Origin of the sequence: Burkholderia cenocepacia, from assembly GCF_014211915.1 — a bacterium.
Taxonomy (GTDB): domain Bacteria; phylum Pseudomonadota; class Gammaproteobacteria; order Burkholderiales; family Burkholderiaceae; genus Burkholderia; species Burkholderia orbicola.
In genome coordinates, this window is the sequence record NZ_CP060040.1 from 1,768,668 (window position 1) to 1,790,327 (window position 21,660).

The 21,660-nt window shown below is 66.5% G+C and carries 10 protein-coding genes and 1 pseudogene; 10 read left to right on the top strand and 1 reads right to left on the bottom strand.

The annotated features are described in order from the left end of the window. The first annotated feature begins 328 nt into the window (after positions 1-328). A complete protein-coding gene (locus tag SY91_RS24385; RefSeq protein WP_185921193.1) occupies positions 329-3,709 on the top strand; it encodes a DUF2339 domain-containing protein in 3,381 nt (1,126 codons plus the stop codon). Beyond that, complete coding sequence (locus SY91_RS24390; protein WP_185921194.1) at positions 3,706-5,064, top strand: DUF3999 domain-containing protein; 1,359 nt, start codon at positions 3,706-3,708, stop codon at positions 5,062-5,064. Before SY91_RS24385 ends, SY91_RS24390 begins: the two co-directional genes overlap by 4 nt. A 171-nt stretch (positions 5,065-5,235) precedes the next feature. Here SY91_RS24390 and SY91_RS24395 read toward each other — a convergent pair whose 3' ends face one another. Then, entirely contained in the window at positions 5,236-6,024 is a 789-nt protein-coding gene (locus SY91_RS24395) for a GNAT family N-acetyltransferase (RefSeq protein WP_023475677.1), read from the bottom strand. Between the two features lie 292 nt (positions 6,025-6,316). Between SY91_RS24395 and SY91_RS24400 the strand changes: the two genes are divergently transcribed. The 8 genes and pseudogenes from SY91_RS24400 to SY91_RS24435 all read left to right on the top strand — a co-directional run bounded on the left by SY91_RS24400 (position 6,317) and on the right by SY91_RS24435 (position 21,642). Next, a complete protein-coding gene (locus tag SY91_RS24400) occupies positions 6,317-6,622 on the top strand; it encodes an NIPSNAP family protein (RefSeq protein ID WP_023475678.1) in 306 nt (101 codons plus the stop codon). 310 nt (positions 6,623-6,932) lie between these two features. Continuing rightward, positions 6,933-7,583: an NADPH-dependent FMN reductase gene (locus tag SY91_RS24405; protein WP_012339459.1), complete on the top strand. Its 651-nt coding sequence runs from the start codon at positions 6,933-6,935 to the stop codon at positions 7,581-7,583. Positions 7,584-7,816: 233 nt separating this feature from the next. Next, positions 7,817-8,035, top strand: coding sequence for a hypothetical protein (locus SY91_RS24410; RefSeq protein WP_006480563.1), 219 nt, complete (start codon positions 7,817-7,819; stop codon positions 8,033-8,035). Between the two features lie 95 nt (positions 8,036-8,130). Then, positions 8,131-9,033, top strand: coding sequence for a hypothetical protein (locus SY91_RS24415; protein WP_012339443.1), 903 nt, complete (start codon positions 8,131-8,133; stop codon positions 9,031-9,033). A 961-nt stretch (positions 9,034-9,994) separates the two neighbouring features. After that, a complete protein-coding gene (locus tag SY91_RS24420; protein ID WP_185921410.1) occupies positions 9,995-18,151 on the top strand; it encodes an ESPR-type extended signal peptide-containing protein in 8,157 nt (2,718 codons plus the stop codon). 121 nt (positions 18,152-18,272) lie between these two features. Then, positions 18,273-18,938: an OmpA family protein gene (locus SY91_RS24425; protein ID WP_006480561.1), complete on the top strand. Its 666-nt coding sequence runs from the start codon at positions 18,273-18,275 to the stop codon at positions 18,936-18,938. Positions 18,939-19,328: 390 nt separating this feature from the next. Beyond that, positions 19,329-20,473: pseudogene (locus tag SY91_RS24430) on the top strand (DUF2827 domain-containing protein). Positions 20,474-20,487: 14 nt separating this feature from the next. Continuing rightward, positions 20,488-21,642, top strand: coding sequence for a DUF2827 domain-containing protein (locus tag SY91_RS24435; RefSeq protein ID WP_023475685.1), 1,155 nt, complete (start codon positions 20,488-20,490; stop codon positions 21,640-21,642). Positions 21,643-21,660: the final 18 nt, after the last annotated feature.

Below are 21,660 nucleotides of genomic sequence, written 5' to 3' on the forward strand. Positions count from 1 at the left end.
ACAAGTTCACGTCCGTTCCGGCGCCGATCTATTCAGACGAAAGCGCGCGCCGCATTCGCCAATAAAAAGCATGACCGTGCAAAAAACCGGATGGCGACACCGGACGGCGCACGCCGCGATACCGCGTCAAACCCGGGAATCGGCGCACGGACGCTGTGATACATTCGCCGCAAACACGCCGATCGCGACGTTGCCGCGAGCCCTTCGCACGCAGGCTCAGCCGCACGACGCGCGCATGCCGGGTCGCCTGCCGGCCGTGCTGAAACCGCCTCGATCCGGTGCGAGCCGCGATCGAAGGACGATAACGACAGTGAGAGGGAGCAAGGCGTTGAACTGGGCATTCGCCGTAATCGGTTTCATCGTGGGCGGCATCGCCGCATTGATCGGGGATTTCTCGGCCGGGAGCGGCTCGCTGCTCGGGGCAGCCGTCGGATTCTGCATCGGGCACGCGCTGCGGCAACGCAAGCAGCAAAACCAGCGGGCCGCGGCCGACGCGTTCGCGATCTCCGCGACGCCGCCGCCGACCCCATTACCGCTCGCCGATCGCGTCGCCCGCCTCGAGGCAACCGTCGACACGCTCACGCGCGAACTCGACGTGCTGCGCGCCCAACTGGCGGGCGCGAAGGCCGGCGCGGCGACCTCCGGCGACATCGCGCAAACGGCTTCGGCCGGTGCCTCCGCCGCGCCGCTGCCAGCCCACGTTCCGGCCACGCCCACGCCACGACCTGTCGCCGCACGGGCCGACACACCGGCATCCACGTCGACGTCGGCACCTGCCGCGGCACCCGCACCGGCAACCGCAGCCCGCACCGCCGCTGCGTCCGCTCAGGCCAATACCACCGCCAGTCCACCCGCCACTCCGACCCGCCCTGCCCCGCCCGCACCACCCGCGCCACGCGAACCCGGTTTCGCCGAACGCGCGTTCGGCGCCGCGCGCGACTGGCTGCTCGGCGGCAATACGGTCGTGCGTGTCGGGATCATCGTGCTGTTCTTCGGCGTCGCGTTCCTGCTCAAGTACGCGGCCGACAACGACATGCTGCCGATCGAATTTCGCCTCGCGGGCACGGCGCTCGCCGCGGCCGCGCTGCTCGCGATCGGCTGGCGCGCGCGGGCGCGCCGCGCCGCATACGGCCTCGTGCTGCAAGGCGGCGGCGTCGGCATCCTGTACCTGACGATCTTCGCCGCGACCAAGCTGTATGCGCTGCTGCCCGTCGGCGCCGCGTTCCCGCTGATGGTCGCGGTCTGCGCGCTGGGCGCATTCCTCGCGGTGCGGCAGAACGCACTGCCGCTCGCGTTCATGGGCAGCGCGGGCGGCTTCCTCGCACCGATCCTGCTGTCCACCGGCCAGGGCAACCACGTCGCGCTGTTCAGCTACTACGCACTGCTGAACGCGGGCATCTTCGCAATCGCGTGGTTCAAGGCGTGGCGCCCGCTGAACCTGCTCGGCTTCGTGTTCACGTTCACGATCGGCTCCGCGTGGGGCGTGACCGCCTATCGTCCCGCGCTGTTCGCGAGCACCGAGCCGTTCCTCATCCTGTTCTTCCTGATGTATGTCGGCATCGCGCTGCTGTATGCGGTGAAACGCGAACTCGCGCTGCGGCACTATGTGGACGGCACGCTCGTGTTCGGCACGCCGATCGTCGCGACCGCGCTGCAGGCGTCGCTCGTGAAGGGCATGCCGTTCGTGCTCGCGTGGAGCGCGGTCGCGCTGTCGGCGTTCTACGTCGCGGTCGCCGCATGGCTCGCGGGGCGCCGCGATCGCCTCGGGCTGCTGTTCGAATCGATGCTCGCGCTCGCGGTCATCTTCGCGACGCTCGCGGTGCCGCTCGCGTTCTCGGGGCCGACGACCAGCGCCGCGTGGGCCATCGAAGGCGCCGCCGTCGTGTGGCTCGGCGTGCGCCAGAAGCGCCTGCTCGCGTTCGGCTTCGGGCTGCTGATGCAGGTCGCCGCGGCCGGCGCGTTCTTCACGAGCCTGCTCGGGCCGGCCGACCCGGCTGCGCTGCCGGTGCTCAACGGCCCGACTATCGCGATGCTGCTGATCGCGCTCGCCGGCCTGTTCACCGGCTGGTGGCTGCACGGGCGCGGTGAAGCCCGCGCATGGCACGCGTGGATGCCCGAGATCGGTGTCGCGGCCGCCGCGTGGGGCCTGCTGTGGTGGATCAGCGGCGGGCTGCACGAGATCCTCGTCCATGCGAGCCGTCACGTCGATCTGCATGCCGACCGCTTCGTCGTCGATACGACCGCGCTGTTCGCGGCCGGCACCGCGTGGCTCGCGCACGTCGCGCGCCGCCGGCTCGCGTGGCCGCTCGCCGAATGGCCCGCGCTCGCGCTCACGCCGGTGCTGGCGCTGCTCGCACTGCGCGCGTTCGATGCACACGAAGCGCCGCTGTCGGGCATGGGCGCGTTCGCGTGGCCGGTGGCCGTCGGCGCCGGGTTTGCACTGCTGTGGCGCCAGTCGCGCGGCACGACCGGCGCCACGGCAGCGATCGGCACGGCCCATTCCGTTGCAGCAGGCATCCTCGCGCCGCTGCATACGCTGGCGTTCTGGACCCTGTGCGGGCTGCTGTCGCTCGAAGGTTTCTGGCGCCTGCGCACGTTCGTCCCGGAAGGCGCCTGGAGCTGGAGCGCATGGGCGTACGGCTTCGGCGCGCTGCTCCTGCTCGTGTCGGGCCCCGGCTCGCGCCTGCGCTGGCCCGTCGCGGCGTTCCCGCGCGCCTACCAGGTGTGGGGGGCCGCGCCGCTCGCCGCGCTGCTGTGGCTGTGGAGCCTTGCCAGCACGGCAAGCGACGGCGACGCAGCGCCGCTCTTCTGGCTGCCGCTGCTCAATCCGCTCGACGTCGCGCAGGCTCTCGTGTTCGTCGCGTTCGCCGTGTGGCTGCGTCGCCTGAAGACGCTCGGCGTCGCGTGGCATCCTCGCGTCGTCGACTATCTGGCGATCGCGACCGTGTTCCTGTGGTTCAACGCGCTGCTGCTGCGCACGCTGCATCAGCGCTTCCACCTGGGCTACGACATCGATACCGTGCTGTCGTCGTTCGGTATCCAGCAAGTGTTCATGGTCGGCTGGAGCCTGTTCGCGTTCGCCGGGATGTGGCTCACGCGCCGCGACGGCATCGCCCGCCTCTGCGCGTTCGCGTCGCTGCCGCTGATCGTCGTGATGTGGGTGTGGACTTTCTACGCGAACTTCACGCAGGACGGCGGAAGCTGGGCGCGCGTGCCGCTGTTCAACCCGCTCGATCTCGTGCTCGCGGTCGTTTATGGGCTCGCCGCGTCGTGGTTCGTGCGCGCGCGCAGGCTCGGCTGGTCGTTCGGCAACTATCGCGTCGAACTGCTGGGTGCGGCCGGCGCGACCGGGTTCCTGTGGCTGAACGCGATCCTGCTGCGCACGCTGCATCACTGGGCCGGCGTGCCGTACGAATTCGGCGCGATGGCCGAATCGACGCTCGTGCAGGCGTCGGTATCCGTGTACTGGACGGTCTGCGCGCTCGCGATCACGATCTGGGCCACGCGCCGCGGGCTGCGACCGCTGTGGTTCGTCGGCGCCGCGCTGCTCGCGCTCACGGTCGTCAAGCTGTTCCTGTTCGACCTGTCGCACGTCACCGGCATCGAGCGGATCGTATCGTTCATCGGCATCGGCGTACTGCTGCTGTTGATCGGCTATTTCTCGCCGCTGCCGCCGAAAGCCGCCGCGCAACAGGACGGCCGGCCATGAAACGACTCGCCGCCCTGCTCGGGCTGAGCCTGCTCGCGTCGTTCGCGGCCGCCGACGGCGCGCCGAACGCCGGCCGCGTCACGCAGCGCTTCGCGCTCGACCTCGACGGCAGCGCCGCGTATTACCAGCTCACCGTGCCGCAGCCCGTGTATGCGGCGAGCCGGCGCGACGATCTCGGCGACGTGCGTATCTTCAACGGCGCGGGCGAGCCGGTGCCGTACTCGCTCGACGCACCCGCCGCGGCCGCGCCCGCCGTGCCGCCGTCCCGCGCGCCGGTGCACTGGTTCCCGCTGCCGCCCGCGCGCGCCGAGCACGGCAACGCGCCGCTCGGCGTGACGGTCGGCCCGGACGGCGCGCTGCGCGCGGCCGTCGCGTCGCCTTCGCGCCCTGGGCGCGGCGCGGACCTCGTCGACCTGTCGCATACCGACGGCAGCATCGACGCACTGCTCGTGCACGTGGACGACGACAGCTACCAGGGGCGCGTGGCCGTCGAAGCCAGCGACGACCTGCGCAGTTGGCGGCCGCTCGGCAGCACGCAGTTGCTGAAGGTCGGCCGCGGCAACGACATGCTGGTGCAGGAACGCATCGCGCTCGACGGCGCGGCGCCGCGCTACCTGCGACTCGACTGGCTCGACGGCGCGCCCGCGATCGCGTCGATCGACGTCGAGACGCATCCGCGCGACGCACGCGGCACCGATACGGCGTCCGTGCCGCGCCAGTGGCGCGGCGCCGTACGGATACGCGCCGGCGCCGCGCCGGGCGAGTATCTGTTCGACACCGACGGCGCGTATCCGGTCGATCGCGTGCGCATCGACCTGCCGCAGCCGAACACCGTCGCCCGCGCGACGCTGCAAAGCCGCGCCGATGCACGGGCGCCGTGGCGCGACGTCGCTGGCGCCGTGCTGTTCCGGCTGCAGGGCAAGGGCGGCGAGCAGCGCAATCCGCCGCTCGAGTTCATCGCGAACACGGATCGCGCGTGGCGCATCGTCGTCGACATGCGCAACGGCGGGCTCGGCAGCGGCCAGCCGGCCATCGCGATCGGGTGGCATCCGGCCGCGCTGACCTTCGTCGCGCGCGGCACGCCGCCGTTTACGCTCGGCGTGGGCGACGCGTCGCTCGTGTCGTCGGCCGTGAGCCGCGACGCACTGCTGGTCGGCATGGCGCCCGAAGTGCGGCCCGCCCGCGTCGGCGCGGCGCTGCCGGCATCGGCCGTCGCGCCGGCGGCAGCCGCCGATGCGGATGCCGGGCGCCGCTACGTGCTGTGGGGCGCGCTGGTGGTGGCGGTCGGTGTGCTCGGCGCGATCGCATGGCGCGTCGCGAAAGCCGGCAGCGACACGCGCAGCCGCGACGAGTGACGTCGACATGCGTTTGCGTGCCGCTTGACGCGGCGTTCACGTTCATCGAGCAGGTGCGTTCTTTGGGACATCGCCACGCGTGACCGCACCGATTCATCGAGTGGCTCGCCTTCCACCTTTGCGTGAAGGCCGCACGACGCGCCAGCGGCCCGAGCCGGCGTCCGTCAGCCGCTATCGAGCCATGAAGCGGCCGTGCTGACGCGGTCGCCACGGCGACGACCGGCAACTGGCCGCGCCAGCCGCGCGGCGCGCCGCGAAACGTCCGGCGCGACGCACGCCCGACTCGCGCCGCGCCACCGCGACGATGCGCGGCGCCCACGCCAGCATGACACGCCGCACGGCCGCCACGCGCGCGGCCAGCCGCGATACCGGAGACACGCGGCGCACGGCATGGGCAACGGGCCGCTTGCACAGGATCGCGCTGTCGTAGCGCTTGCCGGCGAAGCGCATCACGTCGACCACCTCGAAGCCCTGCGCGCCGTAAAACGCCAGCAGGTGCGCAGCAGGATGCGGCGTATCCAGCGCGAGCAGCGCATAGCCGCGCAACGCGGCCCACTGCTCGGCGAACGACAGCAGCAACGCGCCGATCCCGCGGCTCTGGCAAGCCGGGTCCACCGCCACCTGGCGCACGCTCGCGACGCCTTCGCGCCGGTACAGCGAGCAGGCCGACGACGGATCGGTCGCATACAGCGTGGCCGTACCGACGACACGCCCGCCGCACACTGCGACATAGCACTCGCCCGCTTCCGCGCGGCAGCGCGTGACGTCTTCGTCCTGATCGACGCACGTGCAGTTGAGCCCCATCGCACCGAGCCGCGCGAACGCGCGGTGCAGCATCGGCGTCAGTTGTGCATAGCTGTCGATTGCCGGATCGAAACGCCGGACGATCACCCGATCGACGCACCGTGAAGGCGGCGCGGCAGGGGTGGGGTCGGCGATCGCGTTCCAGGGTATCGACATGGCCATGCTCCGTGGTGAAGATGCACGAAGTCTAGGAGCGCGCCGGTTGCCGTCGCAAGAAAAAATGTCGTAAAAATTCCGGGCTAAGACGGCGGGCGGAGGTCGCGAATACGGTGCGTTCCGATGCTGCGTGCACGTCGTGGCGAACGCATCGAAGCACCGATCGTTGTTCGCGCAAGCAACGCGCCATGCAATGAAGTCGCGTGGTGATGTCCACATCCGCGCGCATGCCGTTGACACGTACCGCCCCGCGCTCCAGACTCGCTGCTCCGTCACCGCCCCGCGAGCGCCCATGATCACCTGCTTCCTTCGCTACGTCGTCGATCCGTACAAACTCGTCGAATTCGAAACCTACGGCAAGATGTGGATTCCGCTCGTCGAGCAGTTCGGCGGCACGCATCACGGCTACTTCCTGCCGTCCGAAGGCGCGAGCAACATCGCGCTCGCGATGTTCTCGTTCCCGAGCCTCGCCGAATACGAACGCTACCGCGAACGCTCGAAGGACGATCCGGCCTGCCAGGCCGCGTTCCGCTACGCGGAGGAAACGCGCTGCATCGTCAGCTACGAGCGCAACTTCTTCCGGCCGGTGTTCGAGTAACGGGCGGCGTCGCCGCGCATCGCGCCCCGTTTTCCAGCGGCGGACGAAAAAAAGCCCCGCCTGCATCCGCGCGGCGGGGCCAACCCATGTCAGTAGAGACATCATGGAGGAGACGAGCCCATCTTATCGACCGTGGCGCACCGTCTCAACCAAGCATTTCTGCTATCGATCTGCGGGGCCGCGCACACGATTGCCCCCGCCACGCGGCATATCGATAGAACGAAAAGTCGTTTTCAGAGTGGCGACGGGGTCGTTACCATCTGGTTTTAAGCCTGTGCTTAGCCGGGCAAGCCAATCCCAGGAGCGCCCCTTGACTGCATTCGATCAACACCGCCGCCCGTTCGTCGTCGGCATCGGCGGGACCACCCGAGCCGCATCGTCCACCGAACGCGCGCTGTCGTTCGCACTGCGCGGCGCGCAGGCCGCCGGCGCACGCACACGCCTGTTCGACGGCCCGTTCCTGCATACGCTGCCGCACTACGCCCCCGAACACAAAACGCTGACCGACGCGCAGCGCGAGCTGATCGACGCCGTGCGCCAGGCCGACGCGATCATCATCGCGACGCCCGGCTATCACGGCGGCGTGTCCGGTCTCGTGAAGAACGCCCTCGACACGCTCGAGGAGCTGCGCGCGGACGAACGCCCGTATCTCGACGGCCGCGCGGTCGGCCTGATCGTCACCGCGTACGGCTGGCAGGCGGCCGGCACCGTGCTGACGTCGCTGCGCTCGATCGTCCATGCGCTGCGCGGCTGGCCGACGCCGTTCGGCGCCACCGTCAACACGCTGGAAACGCGCTTCGAAAGCGCCGACAGCTGCTCGGACCCGAAGGTCGTCGCGCAACTCGAGACGGTCGGCACGCAAGCCGCCGAATTCGCGCTCGCGTTCGCGTCGCATCGCGCGGCCTCGCACGCGGCATCGGTCGATGCGCTTGCGCCCGTACTGAAGGTCGCCAACCAGTAACTCCCGCATTCCGCCGCGCGCCTCCGATCGACGAGATTCGACGGGGCGCGCGGCGCGTCTTCCAGCGCGTGGCGATATGCTGGGCGCGTCGCCTCGCCGCTCGAACATACCGTTTCCGCGTACCACCCCGATAACGATTCAGCCCGCCGCGTGATTTGCATTGGCCGAAAGATTGGTTCACGCAGCCGGCAGGTTTTCGTACGCTGAAAGTCCGAACTTTTTCCGCGCACGCCATGAACCGTACGATCCGCTACAAGGGCTATGAAGTCGCTCCCGCTGCCGCCCGGTTGCCGAACGGGCTGTTCGCCGCCAACCTGACGATCGAACGCGCGAGCGGCGGCCCGTCGCCGCGCTCCGTGTCGTTCGACGCAATCGATTTCTTCTTCGAGGAAGAGCACGCCCTCGCCTACGCATCACGCTGGGGCCGCCTCTGGGTCGACACGAACGCGTGACGCGCGCCGGGCCGGCGTGCACATGGCCGCTCGAAAATACGCGATGACGGAAGCTGTGCAAGAATCTTTCGATCCGTAATCGCATAACAATAGCCATGACCGACACGCTGCAGGAAGAGCATGCAGCCGCAGATCACGCGATGCGCAACTGGACCTTCGAGAGGCAAGGCCCCGTCCGGATCGGTTCCGACGCGCACAAGCAGATGTTCTGTCGGATGCTGCTCGATACACACAATCCGTACAAGCCGGCCGTGATCGACTGGCCGGCGCTCCAGCCGGCCGAACTCAGACGGCTCACGTCACTGCCGATCTGGGACATCGCCGTGCAAACCGAAGGCCGCGCGTCGATCCGCGTGGCCACCTACGCCGCGACGGTCGACGATCCGCTGCTGCGCCGCGCGCTCGAAATGGACGGCGGCGAGGAAGCCCGCCACAAGGTCGTGCTGTCGAAGCTGGTCGAGGCGTACGGCATCCGGCTCGCGCCCGAACCGGCCTACCCGGCGCCGACCGATCCCGAATGGTCGTGGATGATGACGGGCTTCAGCGAATGCATCGACAGCTTTTTCGCGTTCGGCCTGTTCCGCTCCGCGCAGCGCTCCGGCTATTTCCCGCCTGAGCTGGTCGAGACCTTCGAGCCCGTGATCCAGGAAGAAGGCCGCCACATCCTGTTCTTCGTGAACTGGTACGCGTGGTACTGGCGCACGATGCCGTGGTGGCGCCGGCCGTGGTTCTTCGCACGGGTGGCGGCCGTGTGGGTGCAACTGATCCGCGACCGCATGAGCATCGCGCGCGGCATCGATGCCGACGGCGCCGCGCGTGACGCGAATTTCCCGGCGACCGGCACCGCCGACATCGGCGATGCGCTGAACCCGCGCGAGCTGATCGAGCTGTGTCTCGTGGAGAACGACCGGCGGATGGCCGGTTACGACAAGCGCCTGCTGCGCCCGATGTTCGTGCCGCGGATGGCGCGGTTCGCGCTGCGGTTTCTGAAGAAGTGAAGTCGGGCGCTTGCCGCGGGTCAGGCGGCAAGCGCCCGGTTCGGTCCACGCCTGAGGGCCGACTGTGGCGCGTTCGATACATTCGATCCATCCCTCTTTTTCTTCGGCACGTCGCGCCGTCGTCGGCATGACTGACAAATTGCCGCACCCCGGATCTGTCATTTCGACCGCCTCCGGCTCGACGCCGACCCGCGGTCTTTGACGGCCTGTCGGCACCCCGTGCCCCCCCGCCGCGAGCGCGTCCGCTCAGCTTCCCGCATGCGTGCCGATTCCGTACTGGCACAGATGTCCGCGCAATCATCAATAGGACGAATCCGATAAATTGATGCGGACCGTTTCATTTTTCTCCCTGTAGCACTTTTTTACAACTTCGCAGAGCTGGGCGGCCCGGAACGCCCGTCACACGGGCGCCCGCGCCGGACACGATGCGCAAATCAGCACAATCCAACGTTCCCCGCATCAGATAAATTCAATTAATTGATAATCCATAAATAGAAAAACAAACTCAACAAAAGAAAATTTATTAACAGGTTAACAATACGGAATATGCATTATCAACCAACGCACCAATAAACATTACAATCATGAAAGAATTGAGCTGCTCGCAAACGTTTGCTATTTCATTTGTCTTACTTTTGGAGCGGCCCGATGTGTAACCTGGCGCACAAAACCAATGTAAATTATTGATTTTTATATGAAAACAAAGAGCGCCCAAGAAAAAATCAAACCCGACATGACACATTCTTACAGCTTTCAAATTCATTCTACCCCGGTACATCAAAACACGGCTCATTAACCATTCTTTAACTTTCCAATCCCTTCATTTATCACTGTTTGTCAATCTCTAAAATCCACCTCCAATAAACTCCGCCCATCAATTTTGAGATTCGCGCGAGCGCACGGAGTAATCCTCTAACAAAAGAGACCGGTGTGTGGCGTGCACATTTGGAGGTAGCAGGACATGAACCGCACATACCGCTCGATCTGGAACGAAGCCCTTGGCGCCTGGGTCGCGGCATCGGAAATCGATTCGGCACGGGGCAAGCCGAACAAGTCGGCCGTCGTGGTGGCAGCAGTCGCGGCCCTGGCGATCAGCCTGCCCGGCTTGGCCGAGGCCAACACGCTCAACACACAGCAGACCTGCTTCACGGGCAGCAACGGCGCGGTCGGCCGCATCAACCCGGGTGGCACGCAAAACCAGGCCGGCGATGGCTCCGGAACGTATTCGGTCGTAGCCGGGTGTAACTCCAACGGCAATGGCTGGACCGGTGTCACGGTATACGGCTCGTTCGCGCAGGCGACCGGCAACGGCGCCGTCGCCACCGGCATGCAATCGTCGGCCGGCCTCTGGGGTGTCGCGGCCGGTCTCGAAACCACCGCCAGCGGCGCTGGCGCGACCGCACTCGGCTTCGGCTCGACGGCGAACGCACTGAACTCCGTCGCGATCGGCGGCGCGGGCGGCAACGGAACGACGCCGCTGTCGCAGGCAAACTCGACCATCGCATCGGGCGCGGGCGCAGTAGCCATCGGCAGCAACGCAACGAAGGGCGCGCAGTCCGCTGCGTCGGACGGCATCGCGATCGGCGGGCAGTCGTCCGTCGCATCGACCGCCACGTCAGGTATTGCAGTCGGCCGCGGCGCGACCGTCAACGGTGCGTACGGCATCGCCCAAGGCGACGGCGCGGTTGCGGGCGTCGCGGGGAACACCTCGATAACGAATAACGTCGCAGTCGGGGCTGCAGCATCTTCGACAGGCGCCAATGCAATTGCACTGGGTGGCAGCGCCAAGGCATCCGGGGCCAACAGCATGGCAACCGGCTTCAACGCAAGCGCCACCGGAGCCACAAGTTACGCGGGCGGCTTCGGTGCGGTTGCGTCGAACACGGATGCAACGGCTATCGGCAATCAAGCCACTGCCAGTGGTGCGCAAGACACCGCCATCGGTGTGACGGCCATTGCGACGGGGGGGAACGGGGTCGCGCTCGGCAACAAGGCGGCCGCAACGGCCGGTAATGCAACCGCCGTTGGCGCGTCAGCCAGCGCGTCGGCCGGACAAGCATCGGCATTTGGCCTCGGCGCGAATGCAAGCGGCACGAACGCAACGGCGCTGGGTATCGGAACTGTCGCGTCGAATTTCGCGACGCTGGCTGCCGGCAATCAGTCGACCGCCGCAGGTTCCGCCGCTGTGGCACTGGGAAGTACTTCAACAGCGGGGGCGAATTCGTCGGTTGCAATCGGCGACACCTCGAGCGTTTCGTCGACGGCCGGTTTGGGTTCGACTGCGATTGGTTACCGTTCAACGGTCAAGTCCGGGGTCGGCGCCGTTGCGATCGGCAGTCAACAGACCGCGAGCGGTAACGGCGCGGTGGCGATCGGCGATCCGAACATTGCGAACGGCACGGGCGCCGTGACGCTGGGTGCAAATAACATCGCCGCAGGCAATGCGGCGGGAACGACAGCCGCGAACGGTGCCGTGGCGATCGGCAACAGCAACAGTGCGATCGGCCAGGGCTCGGTTGCGCTGGGCAATAGCAGCACGACGACGGCGGCCGGGGGCATCGCGATCGGCGATACCGCGGTATCCGGTGCGACGAATGCACTGGCCTTCGGGGCCGGCGCCAACGCGAACGTGACGGGCTCGGTCGCGCTCGGCTCGGGTGCGACCACGACCGGTACCGCGAATACGGCGACGGGCGGCACCGGCGCTGTCAGCAGCACGACGATCGGAAGTCAGACATTCGGTACCTATGCTGGCGCGAATTCGGCCGCGGGTGTCGTGAGCGTGGGCGCCGCGGGCTCCGAGCGCCGCATCCAGAATGTGGCGGCCGGCTTGATCAGTGCAACCAGCACGGACGCAATCAACGGTAGCCAGCTTTACGCGGTGGCTAGCACCACGACGTCGAACATCGTCAGCTTGTCGACTTCCACGTCGACGGGCCTGTCGTCGGCAAACAGCTCGGTTGCGTCGCTTTCGACCTCGACGTCGACGGGCCTGTCATCGGCCAACAGCTCGATCACCTCGCTGTCCACATCGACCTCGACCGGCATCAATTCGTTATCCACCGGCCTGAGCTCTGCTAACAGCTCGGTTACGTCGCTTTCGACTTCCTCGTCGACGGGTCTGTCGTCGGCCAACAGCTCGATCACTTCGCTGTCCACGTCGACCTCGACCGGCATCAACTCGCTGTCCACCGGCCTCAGCTCGGCTAACAGCTCGGTTGCGTCGCTTTCGACTTCCACGTCGACGGGCCTGTCGTCGGCCAACAGCTCGATCACCTCGCTGTCCACGTCGACTTCGACCGGCATCAATTCGTTGTCCACCGGACTGAGCTCGGCTAACAGCTCGGTTGCGTCGCTTTCGACTTCCACGTCGACGGGCCTGTCATCGGCCAACAGCTCGATCACCTCGCTGTCCACGTCGACTTCGACCGGCATCAATTCGCTGTCCACCGGCCTCAGCTCGGCTAACAGCTCGGTTGCGTCGCTTTCGACTTCCACGTCGACGGGCCTGTCATCGGCCAACAGCTCGATCACCTCGCTGTCCACGTCGACTTCGACCGGCATCAATTCGTTGTCCACCGGCCTGAGCTCGGCTAACAGCTCGGTTACGTCGCTTTCGACTTCCACGTCGACGGGCCTGTCATCGGCCAACAGCTCGATCACCTCGCTGTCCACGTCGACCTCGACCGGCATCAACTCGCTGTCCACCGGAATCAGCACGGTCTCGACGAAGACCGACAACCTCGGTAGCAGCACCGCGTCGGCACTTGGCGGCGGGTCGACGTACGACCCGACGACCGGCAAGGTCTCGGCGCCGTCGTACACCACGTACAACGCGAACGGTACGACCTCGACCGCCAACAGCGTCGGCTCGGCGATCAACAACATCAACAGCCAGGGCATCAAGTATTTCCACGCGAACTCGACCGGCCCCGACAGCACCGCGACGGGTACCGACGCCGTCGCCATCGGCTCCGGCGCCGTCTCCAGCGGGAACGATGCGGTCGCGCTTGGCATCGGCTCCACCGCCAGCACGAACAATTCCGTCGCGCTCGGTGCCAACTCGAAGGCCACCACCCCGGCCGTCGGCACGAGCAGCGCAACTGTCGGCGGCGTGACGTTCGGCGGATTCGCTGGCTCTGCGCCGGTCGGCACCGTAAGCGTGGGCAGCGCCGGCAACGAACGACAAATCACCAACGTCGCCGCAGGCCAAGTCACCTCGACGAGTACCGATGCGATCAACGGCAGCCAGCTTTATTCGGTCGCCCAGCAGGTCGGTACTGCGACCAGCGCCATTTCGTCGCTGTCCACAGGCCTGAGCTCCACCAACAGCTCAGTCACCTCGCTGTCGACTTCGACTTCGACTGGCCTGTCCTCGGCTAACAGCTCAATCACTTCGCTGTCGACCTCGACCTCGACCGGCCTGTCGTCCGCCAACAGCTCGATCACCTCGCTCTCGACTTCGACTTCGACGGGCCTCTCATCGGCCAACAGCTCGATCACGTCCTTGTCGACCTCGACCTCGACGGGCCTGTCCTCGGCTAACAGCTCGATCACTTCGTTGTCGACTTCGACCTCGACCGGCCTGTCGTCCGCTAACAGCTCCATCACGTCGCTCTCGACCTCCACTTCGACGGGCTTGTCGTCGGCTAACAGCTCGATCACGTCGCTGTCGACCTCGACCTCGACCGGCCTGTCGTCCGCTAACAGCTCGATCACGTCGTTGTCGACCTCGACCTCGACCGGCCTCTCGTCGGCTAACAGCTCGATCACTTCGCTCTCGACCTCGACCTCGACCGGCCTGTCCTCGGCTAACAGCTCGATCACTTCGTTGTCGACCTCGACTTCGACGGGTTTGTCCTCGGCCAACAGCTCGATCACGTCGCTGTCGACCTCGACCTCGACCGGCCTGTCGTCCGCCAACAGCTCGATCACCTCGCTCTCGACTTCCACGTCGACCGGCCTGTCGTCGGCTAACAGCTCGATCACGTCGCTCTCGACTTCGACCTCGACGGGTCTGTCGTCCGCAAACAGCTCGATCACGTCGCTGTCGACCTCGACCTCGACCGGCCTGTCGTCCGCTAACAGCTCGATCACGTCGCTCTCGACTTCGACCTCGACGGGCCTGTCTTCGGCCAACAGCTCGATCACCTCGCTGTCGACTTCGACCTCGACCGGCCTGTCGTCGGCTAACAGCTCGATCACCTCGCTGTCGACTTCCACGTCGACCGGCTTGTCGTCGGCTAACAGCTCGATCACCTCGCTGTCGACTTCCACGTCGACCGGCTTGTCGTCGGCTAATAGCTCGATCACCTCGCTCTCGACCTCGACTTCGACCGGCCTCTCGTCGGCCAACAGCTCGATCACGTCGCTCTCGACCTCGACTTCGACTGGCCTGTCGTCGGCCAACAGCTCAATCACGTCCTTGTCGACCTCGACTTCGACGGGCCTGTCCTCGGCTAACAGCTCCATCACTTCGCTGTCGACCTCGACCTCGACCGGCCTCTCGTCGGCTAACAGCTCGATCACGTCCCTGTCGACTTCGACTTCGACCGGCCTCTCGTCGGCTAACAGCTCGATCACTTCGCTGTCGACTTCGACCTCGACGGGTCTGTCGTCCGCAAACAGTTCGATCACGTCGCTGTCGACTTCGACTTCGACGGGCCTCTCATCGGCCAACAGCTCAATCACGTCCTTGTCGACCTCGACTTCGACGGGCCTGTCCTCGGCTAACAGCTCCATCACGTCGCTCTCGACTTCGACCTCGACCGGCCTGTCGTCGGCTAACAGCTCGATCACCTCGCTGTCGACCTCGACTTCGACCGGCCTCTCGTCCGCCAACAGCTCGATCACCTCGCTCTCGACTTCGACCTCGACGGGTCTGTCCTCGGCTAATAGCTCGATCACTTCGCTGTCGACCTCGACCTCGACCGGCCTCTCGTCGGCTAACAGCTCGATCACGTCCCTGTCGACTTCGACTTCGACCGGCCTCTCGTCGGCTAACAGTTCGATCACTTCGCTGTCGACTTCGACCTCGACCGGCCTGTCGTCGGCCAACAGCTCGATCACGTCCTTGTCGACCTCGACCTCGACGGGTCTGTCGTCGGCTAACAGCTCGATCACGTCCCTGTCGACTTCGACTTCGACCGGCCTCTCGTCGGCTAACAGCTCGATCACTTCGTTGTCGACCTCGACTTCGACGGGCCTGTCGTCGGCTAACAGCTCGATCACTTCGCTCTCGACCTCGACCTCGACTGGTCTCTCGTCGGCCAACAGCTCGATCACGTCCCTGTCGACTTCGACTTCGACCGGCCTCTCGTCGGCTAACAGCTCGATCACTTCGTTGTCGACCTCGACTTCGACGGGCCTGTCGTCGGCTAACAGCTCGATCACTTCGTTGTCGACCTCGACTTCGACTGGTCTCTCGTCGGCCAACAGCTCGATCACGTCCCTGTCGACCTCGACCTCGACGGGCTTGTCGTCGGCTAACAGTTCGATCACCTCGCTGTCGACATCGACTTCGACGGGTCTGTCCTCGGCTAACAGCTCGATCGATTCGCTGTCCACGTCGACCTCGACGGGTCTGTCTTCGGCTAATAGCTCGATCACTTCGCTGTCGACCTCGACCTCGACCGGCCTCTCGTCGGCCAACAGCTCGATCACGTCCCTGTCGACTTCGACTTCGACCGGCCTGTCGTCGGCTAACAGCTCGATCACTTCGCTGTCGACCTCGACCTCGACGGGTCTGTCCTCGGCTAACAGCTCGATCGATTCGCTGTCCACGTCGACCTCGACGGGTCTGTCTTCGGCTAATAGCTCGATCACTTCGCTGTCGACCTCGACCTCGACCGGCCTGTCGTCGGCTAACAGCTCGATCACGTCGCTCTCGACCTCGACCTCGACGGGTCTGTCCTCGGCTAACAGCTCGATCACGTCCCTGTCGACTTCGACTTCGACCGGCCTCTCGTCGGCTAACAGCTCGATCACTTCGTTGTCGACCTCGACTTCGACGGGCCTGTCGTCGGCTAACAGCTCGATCACTTCGCTCTCGACCTCGACCTCGACTGGTCTCTCGTCGGCCAACAGCTCGATCACGTCCCTGTCGACCTCCACCTCGACCGGTTTGTCGTCGGCCACCAGCTCCATCGGTTCGCTGTCCACCGGCCTGAGTTCGACCAACAGCTCGGTTACCTCGCTGTCCACGTCGGCTTCGACGGGCCTCTCGTCCGCGAACAGCTCGATCAGCTCCCTGTCGACCTCGACCTCGACGGGCCTGTCGTCGGCCACCAGCTCGATCACGTCCCTGTCGACTTCGACCTCGACCGGCATCAGCTCGCTGTCCACCGGCTTGAGCAGCACGGACAGCACGATCCTGTCGCTGTCCACCTCGACCTCGACCGGCATCGGCTCGCTGTCCACCGGCCTGAGCAGCACGAACAGCTCGGTGTCGTCACTCTCGACGTCCACCTCGACCGCGATCAACGCCGCGAAGACGCACTACTACAGCGTCAACGACAACGGCGTGCAGCAAGCCAACTACGCGAACGACGGCGCCACGGGCACCAACGCCCTCGCCGCCGGCGTGAACGCCAGCGCGGCGGGCGCGAGCAGCGTGGCAGTCGGCGACGGCTCGAACGCGCAGACGGCAGGCGCAGTCGCGATCGGCCAGAACGCGTCGGCAACGGGCGGCAAGGCGGTATCGATCGGCTCCGGCAACACGGCGTCGGGCGACGGCGCGGTCGCGATCGGCGATCCGAACGTGGCGACGGGTACCGGCGCCGTGGCGATGGGTGCGAACAACACGGCGACCGGCGACGGCGCGGTGTCCCTCGGCAACCAGAACACGGCAACCGGCGCCAGCGCGCTGGCCCTCGGCAGCTCGAACCAGGCCACCGCGGACAACACGATCGCGCTGGGCAGCCAGGCCACGGCCAGCGCCACCGGCGCACAGGCCTACGGCTCGGCCGCCAAGGCCACGGCCGCGGACGCGCTCGCCTTCGGCACGAACGCGCAAGCGAACGTCGCGAACTCGATCGCACTCGGCGCGAACTCGGTCACGGCTGCTGCGGTCGGCACCTCGAGCGCCACGATCGGCGGCGTCACGTACCCGTTCGCGGGCGGCTCGCCGGTCGGCGTGGTGAGCGTCGGTGCACCGGGCCAGGAACGCCAGATCACGAACGTCGCCGCGGGCCGGATCTCGGCCACGAGCACGGACGCGATCAACGGCAGCCAGCTGAACGCGACGAACAACGCGATCAACACGCTGTCGACGTCCACCGCGTCGAACGTCGCATCGCTGTCGACCGGCATCAACTCGCTGTCGACCGGCCTGAGCACGACGAACAGCAACGTGGCGTCGCTGTCGACGTCGACCTCGACTGCGATCAACTCGTTGTCGACGGGCCTCAGCACGACGAACAGCAACGTCAACTCGCTGTCGACGTCGACGTCGACCGGCATCGGTTCGCTGTCCACCGGCCTGAGCACGACGAACAGCAACGTGGCGTCGCTGTCGACCGGCGTGACGAACATCAACAACCAGTTGAACCAGCTGTCGACGACGCTCAACAACAACACGACGCGTGCGGCGAACAACAACGGCGTCGCCGCCGACCTGAACGGCAAGGGCAACGACCTTCCGGTGGTCACGGCCGGCTCGAACTCGGTGGCGATCGGCGCGGGTTCGAACGACGGCGGCCGCTCGAACGTGGTGTCGGTCGGCAGCGACACGCAGCAGCGCCAGATCACGAACGTCGCGCCGGGTACGCAAGGCACCGACGCGGTGAACGTGAACCAGCTGACGCAGGTGCAGACGACGCTGTCGACGGCACTGTCGGGCCAGCAGGCGCAGATCAACTCGCTGGGCTCGCAACTGCAGCAGACCGACCAGATGGCGAAGCAGGGTATCGCGGCCGTCGGCGCGATGGCGTCGATCCCGCAGCTCGATCGCGACGCCAACTTCGGGATGGGCGTGGGCACGTCGACCTTCCTCGGCCAGAAGGCGATGGCGGTCAACATGCAGGCGCGTATCACGGAGAACCTGAAGGCGTCGATCAACGGCGGTTTCAGCGGCGGTCAGAAGGTGATCGGCGCCGGCATGCTGTATCAGTGGAAGTAACGCGTCGCGCCGCCCGGCCGTCCGGCTCGCCAGCCGGACGACCCGCGGCTCCGACGGCAGGACGAGCCCGCTGCGCACCGCGCGGCGGGCCTCGGTCAACCCAAGCTTTAAGGACGTCACCGTGAACAAACTCGCTCTTGCGCTCGCGCTTTCCGCAACGGCCCTCGCCGCGTGCTCGACCGCATCCGGCCCGACCTTCAGCGCCTCCGAACTGCAGCCGCGCGACGGCGTGCGCACCTTCCAGGTGGACTGCCACGGCCTGCTGTCGGGCCCGCAGACCTGCATGAAGGCCGCCCGCAAGATCTGCGGCGACGAGCCCGTGCGCGCCGTCGACTCGGCCCGCGCGCTGCGCGACAAATCCGATCCGGCCACGCTGGTGTTCCAGTGCGGCGCCGCACCAGCCGAAGCGGCTTCGGCCGCCACACCCGCACCCGCCGCCGTGATCGAACGCGTGAACCTGTCCGGCGACGCGCTGTTCGCCACCGACCACGCGACGCTCGCGCCGACCGCGCGCGAATCGCTGGACCGGCTGCTGAGCGAGCGCGCCGACCGCACGTACTCGCAAGTGACGGTCACCGGCTTCACCGATTCGGTGGGCAGCGACGACTACAACCTCGCGCTGTCGAAGCGCCGCGCCGAAGCGGTCGCCGCCTATCTGAAGGCGCACGGGCTGAAGACCGACTCGATGACGGTCTCGGGCCGCGGCAAGGCCGATCCGGTCGCATCCAACGCGACGCCGGAAGGCCGCGCCAGCAACCGCCGCGTCGAAATCCGGCTGCAGCACTGAGGCGCCGGCGGCCGCCCATGCGGCCGCGCGATCCGGCAGGCCAGCCGCGCCACGCCGGCACGCCGCGGGACGACCGGGCGCCGCAACGCCTGCGCCCGCTTCCGTTGGCCGGCGGCTATGTCAAAGTTCGTCACGTCCTGCCAAAACCGGCGGTTTCCATGCCACAATCGCCGCAAATAGTCGCCGGGGCAGCCCGCCCGATGCGCGCCGTCCCAGGCGTGCCCGGCGACACGCCGGAATCCGGCTGCCGCCCTCGCGAATCCCGTCGCCCGGTTCGCGCGCCGCGGTGCCACCGGCGCGAATCCAACCATGACGATCCACGGCGCGCCGCTGCCGGCCAGACGCTCGACGCGAGGCCCGGACGCACGACGCCGCAGAGGAAACCAACCGGTGACGGACATCAATGAAGCCGCCGCGGGCGGCACTCGCAAGCAACGGCCGGCGGTCGGCATCTCGCTGTTTGCGCGCGACGGCCAGGCGATCTGGGAAAACGGCATTCACCAGAACATCGCGTTCCTCGCGATGATGCTCAAGCGCTCGGATCGCGTCGGTCCCGTCTATTTCCTGAACGGCGGCGACGCCAACGCACTGCCGGCCGGCCTCGAGCTCGACGGCCTCGACATCCCGCTCGTGAAACCCGCCGACGTCACGCACGAACTCGACGTCGTGATCGAAATGGGCGCGCAGTTGCCGGTCGAATGGCTCCGGCACATGAAGGCGCTCGGCAAGAAGATCGCCGCGTTCTTCTGCGGGCACGTGTATGCCGGCCTGTGCGAAACGCCGATCTTCGGGAAACCGTCGGGGCACGTGTTCAACGGCGCACCGTTCGACGAAGTATGGCTGCTGCCGCAATACGACAAGACCGCCGCGCCGATGCTCAGGACGATCCTGCGCGCGCCCGTCCACCTGATGCCGCACATCTGGTCGCCGTACTTCCTCGAGCGCCGCGTGGCCACGCTCGCCGACGAAGGCGCGACGTTCGGCTATCAGCCCGGCCAGCGGCCGTGGAAGCTCGCGATGCTCGAGCCGAACATCTCGGTCGCGAAGTCCTGCCACTACCCGATGCTCGCGTGCGACGCGTTCTACCGCGCGCGGCCTGATGCGGTGCAACACATGTTCGTCGTCAACTCGATGCACATGAAGGAACATCCGACCTTCGTGCACTTCGCGAACAGCCTCGATCTCGTGCGCCAGCACAAGGCGACGTTCGAGCCGCGACTCGACCTGCCGGGCTTCATGGCGCGTCACGCGGATGCGGTCGTGTCGCACCACTGGGAAAACGGGCAGAACTATCTGTATTACGACGTGCTGTACGGCGGCTATCCGCTGATCCACAACTCGACGCTGATCGGCGACGCCGGCTATTACTACCCGGACTTCGACTCGGCTGCCGGCGGCCGCGCGCTGCTCGAAGCGTGGCTGCATCACGACGAACGCCTCGACGACTACCGCGCGAAGGCGGGCCGGCTGCTGCAGTCGGTCTCGATCGACAACCCGCGAACCTCGACGCGTTCGTCTCGCGTCTGGTCGCCTGAACCGGAGCATACGCATGTCGGACTCCAATGCCCGTCAAGCGCCCGGCGAGGGCAAGCGTCTCGTCGTCGGCGTGTCGCTGTTCGTGCGCGGCGCCGGCCAGTCGCTGTGGGAAAACGGCATTTTCCAGAACTGCCTGCTGCTGATCCTGCTGCTGCGTCAGTCGCCGCTCGTCGCGGATGCCGTGATGGTGAACGGCGGCGAACAGGTCGCCGATCCGCAGATGATGCTCGGCGAGTGGAACGTGCCATTGCTGTCGATGGATGAGGCGCTCGAGCGCTGCGACGTGCTGATCGAGATGAGCGCACAGTTCGGCGCGGACTACCTGCGCGCGTTCCGCGAGCGCGGCGGCAAGGTCGTCACGATGCGGGTCGGCAACGACTACGTGATCGACATCGAACGCGCGATGTTCGACAAGCCGTCGGGTTTCCTGTTCTCCGGAGCGCCATACGACGCGGTGTGGACGATTCCCGAGTTCGAGCGCTCGTGCCTGCACTACTACCAGACGGGCCTGCGCGCGCCGGTCACGATCGTCCCGCACATCTGGCATCCGATGCTGTTCGACAAGGCGCGCGCGACGCTCGGCGCCGGTTTGTCGTTCGGCTATCAGCCGGGCAAGCCGCGCTGGCGCGTGACGATGTTCGAGCCGAACATCTGCATGGTGAAGACGAGCATCATTCCGATGCTCGTGACCGAGGAAGCGTATCGCGCGAAGCCGGCGTTCCTCGAGTTCGTGCGCGTGTGCAACACGATTCACCTGAAGGAACATCCGACGTTCGTGCACTTCGCGAAGAGCCTCGACATCGTGAACCACGGGATCACGACGTTCGAGAGCCGCTATGCGGTGTACGAGTTCATGGCCGCGTACGGCGATGCGGTGGTGTCGCACACGTGGGAGAACGCGCAGAACTACCTGTATTACGAGCTGCTGTACGGCGACTATCCGCTGATCCACAACTCGCCGTTCCTCGGCAAGGCCGGGTATTTCTATCCGGATTTCGACTGTCAGGCCGGCGGCCGCGCGCTGCTGCAGGCGTTCGCCGAGCACGACGCGAATCTCGACGCCTACCGCGAGCAGTCGAAGCACGTGCTCGACTCGGTCAGCATCTACAACCCCGAGAACGTCGCGGCCTATACGGATGCGATCGCCACCCTCTATCGCGACGCGTGACGCGCCGCCCTTTCCGGA

Bases quoted from the DNA above. Each gene is read 5' to 3' on its own strand.
- SY91_RS24390 (WP_185921194.1), top strand. From the start codon at position 3,706: ATGAAACGACTCGCCGCCCTGCTCGGGCTGAGCCTGCTCGCGTCGTTC.
- SY91_RS24395 (WP_023475677.1), bottom strand. From the start codon at position 6,024: ATGTCGATACCCTGGAACGCGATCGCCGACCCCACCCCTGCCGCGCCG.
- SY91_RS24400 (WP_023475678.1), top strand. From the start codon at position 6,317: ATGATCACCTGCTTCCTTCGCTACGTCGTCGATCCGTACAAACTCGTC.
- SY91_RS24410 (WP_006480563.1), top strand. From the start codon at position 7,817: ATGAACCGTACGATCCGCTACAAGGGCTATGAAGTCGCTCCCGCTGCC.
- SY91_RS24415 (WP_012339443.1), top strand. From the start codon at position 8,131: ATGACCGACACGCTGCAGGAAGAGCATGCAGCCGCAGATCACGCGATG.
- SY91_RS24420 (WP_185921410.1), top strand. From the start codon at position 9,995: ATGAACCGCACATACCGCTCGATCTGGAACGAAGCCCTTGGCGCCTGG.
- SY91_RS24435 (WP_023475685.1), top strand. From the start codon at position 20,488: ATGTCGGACTCCAATGCCCGTCAAGCGCCCGGCGAGGGCAAGCGTCTC.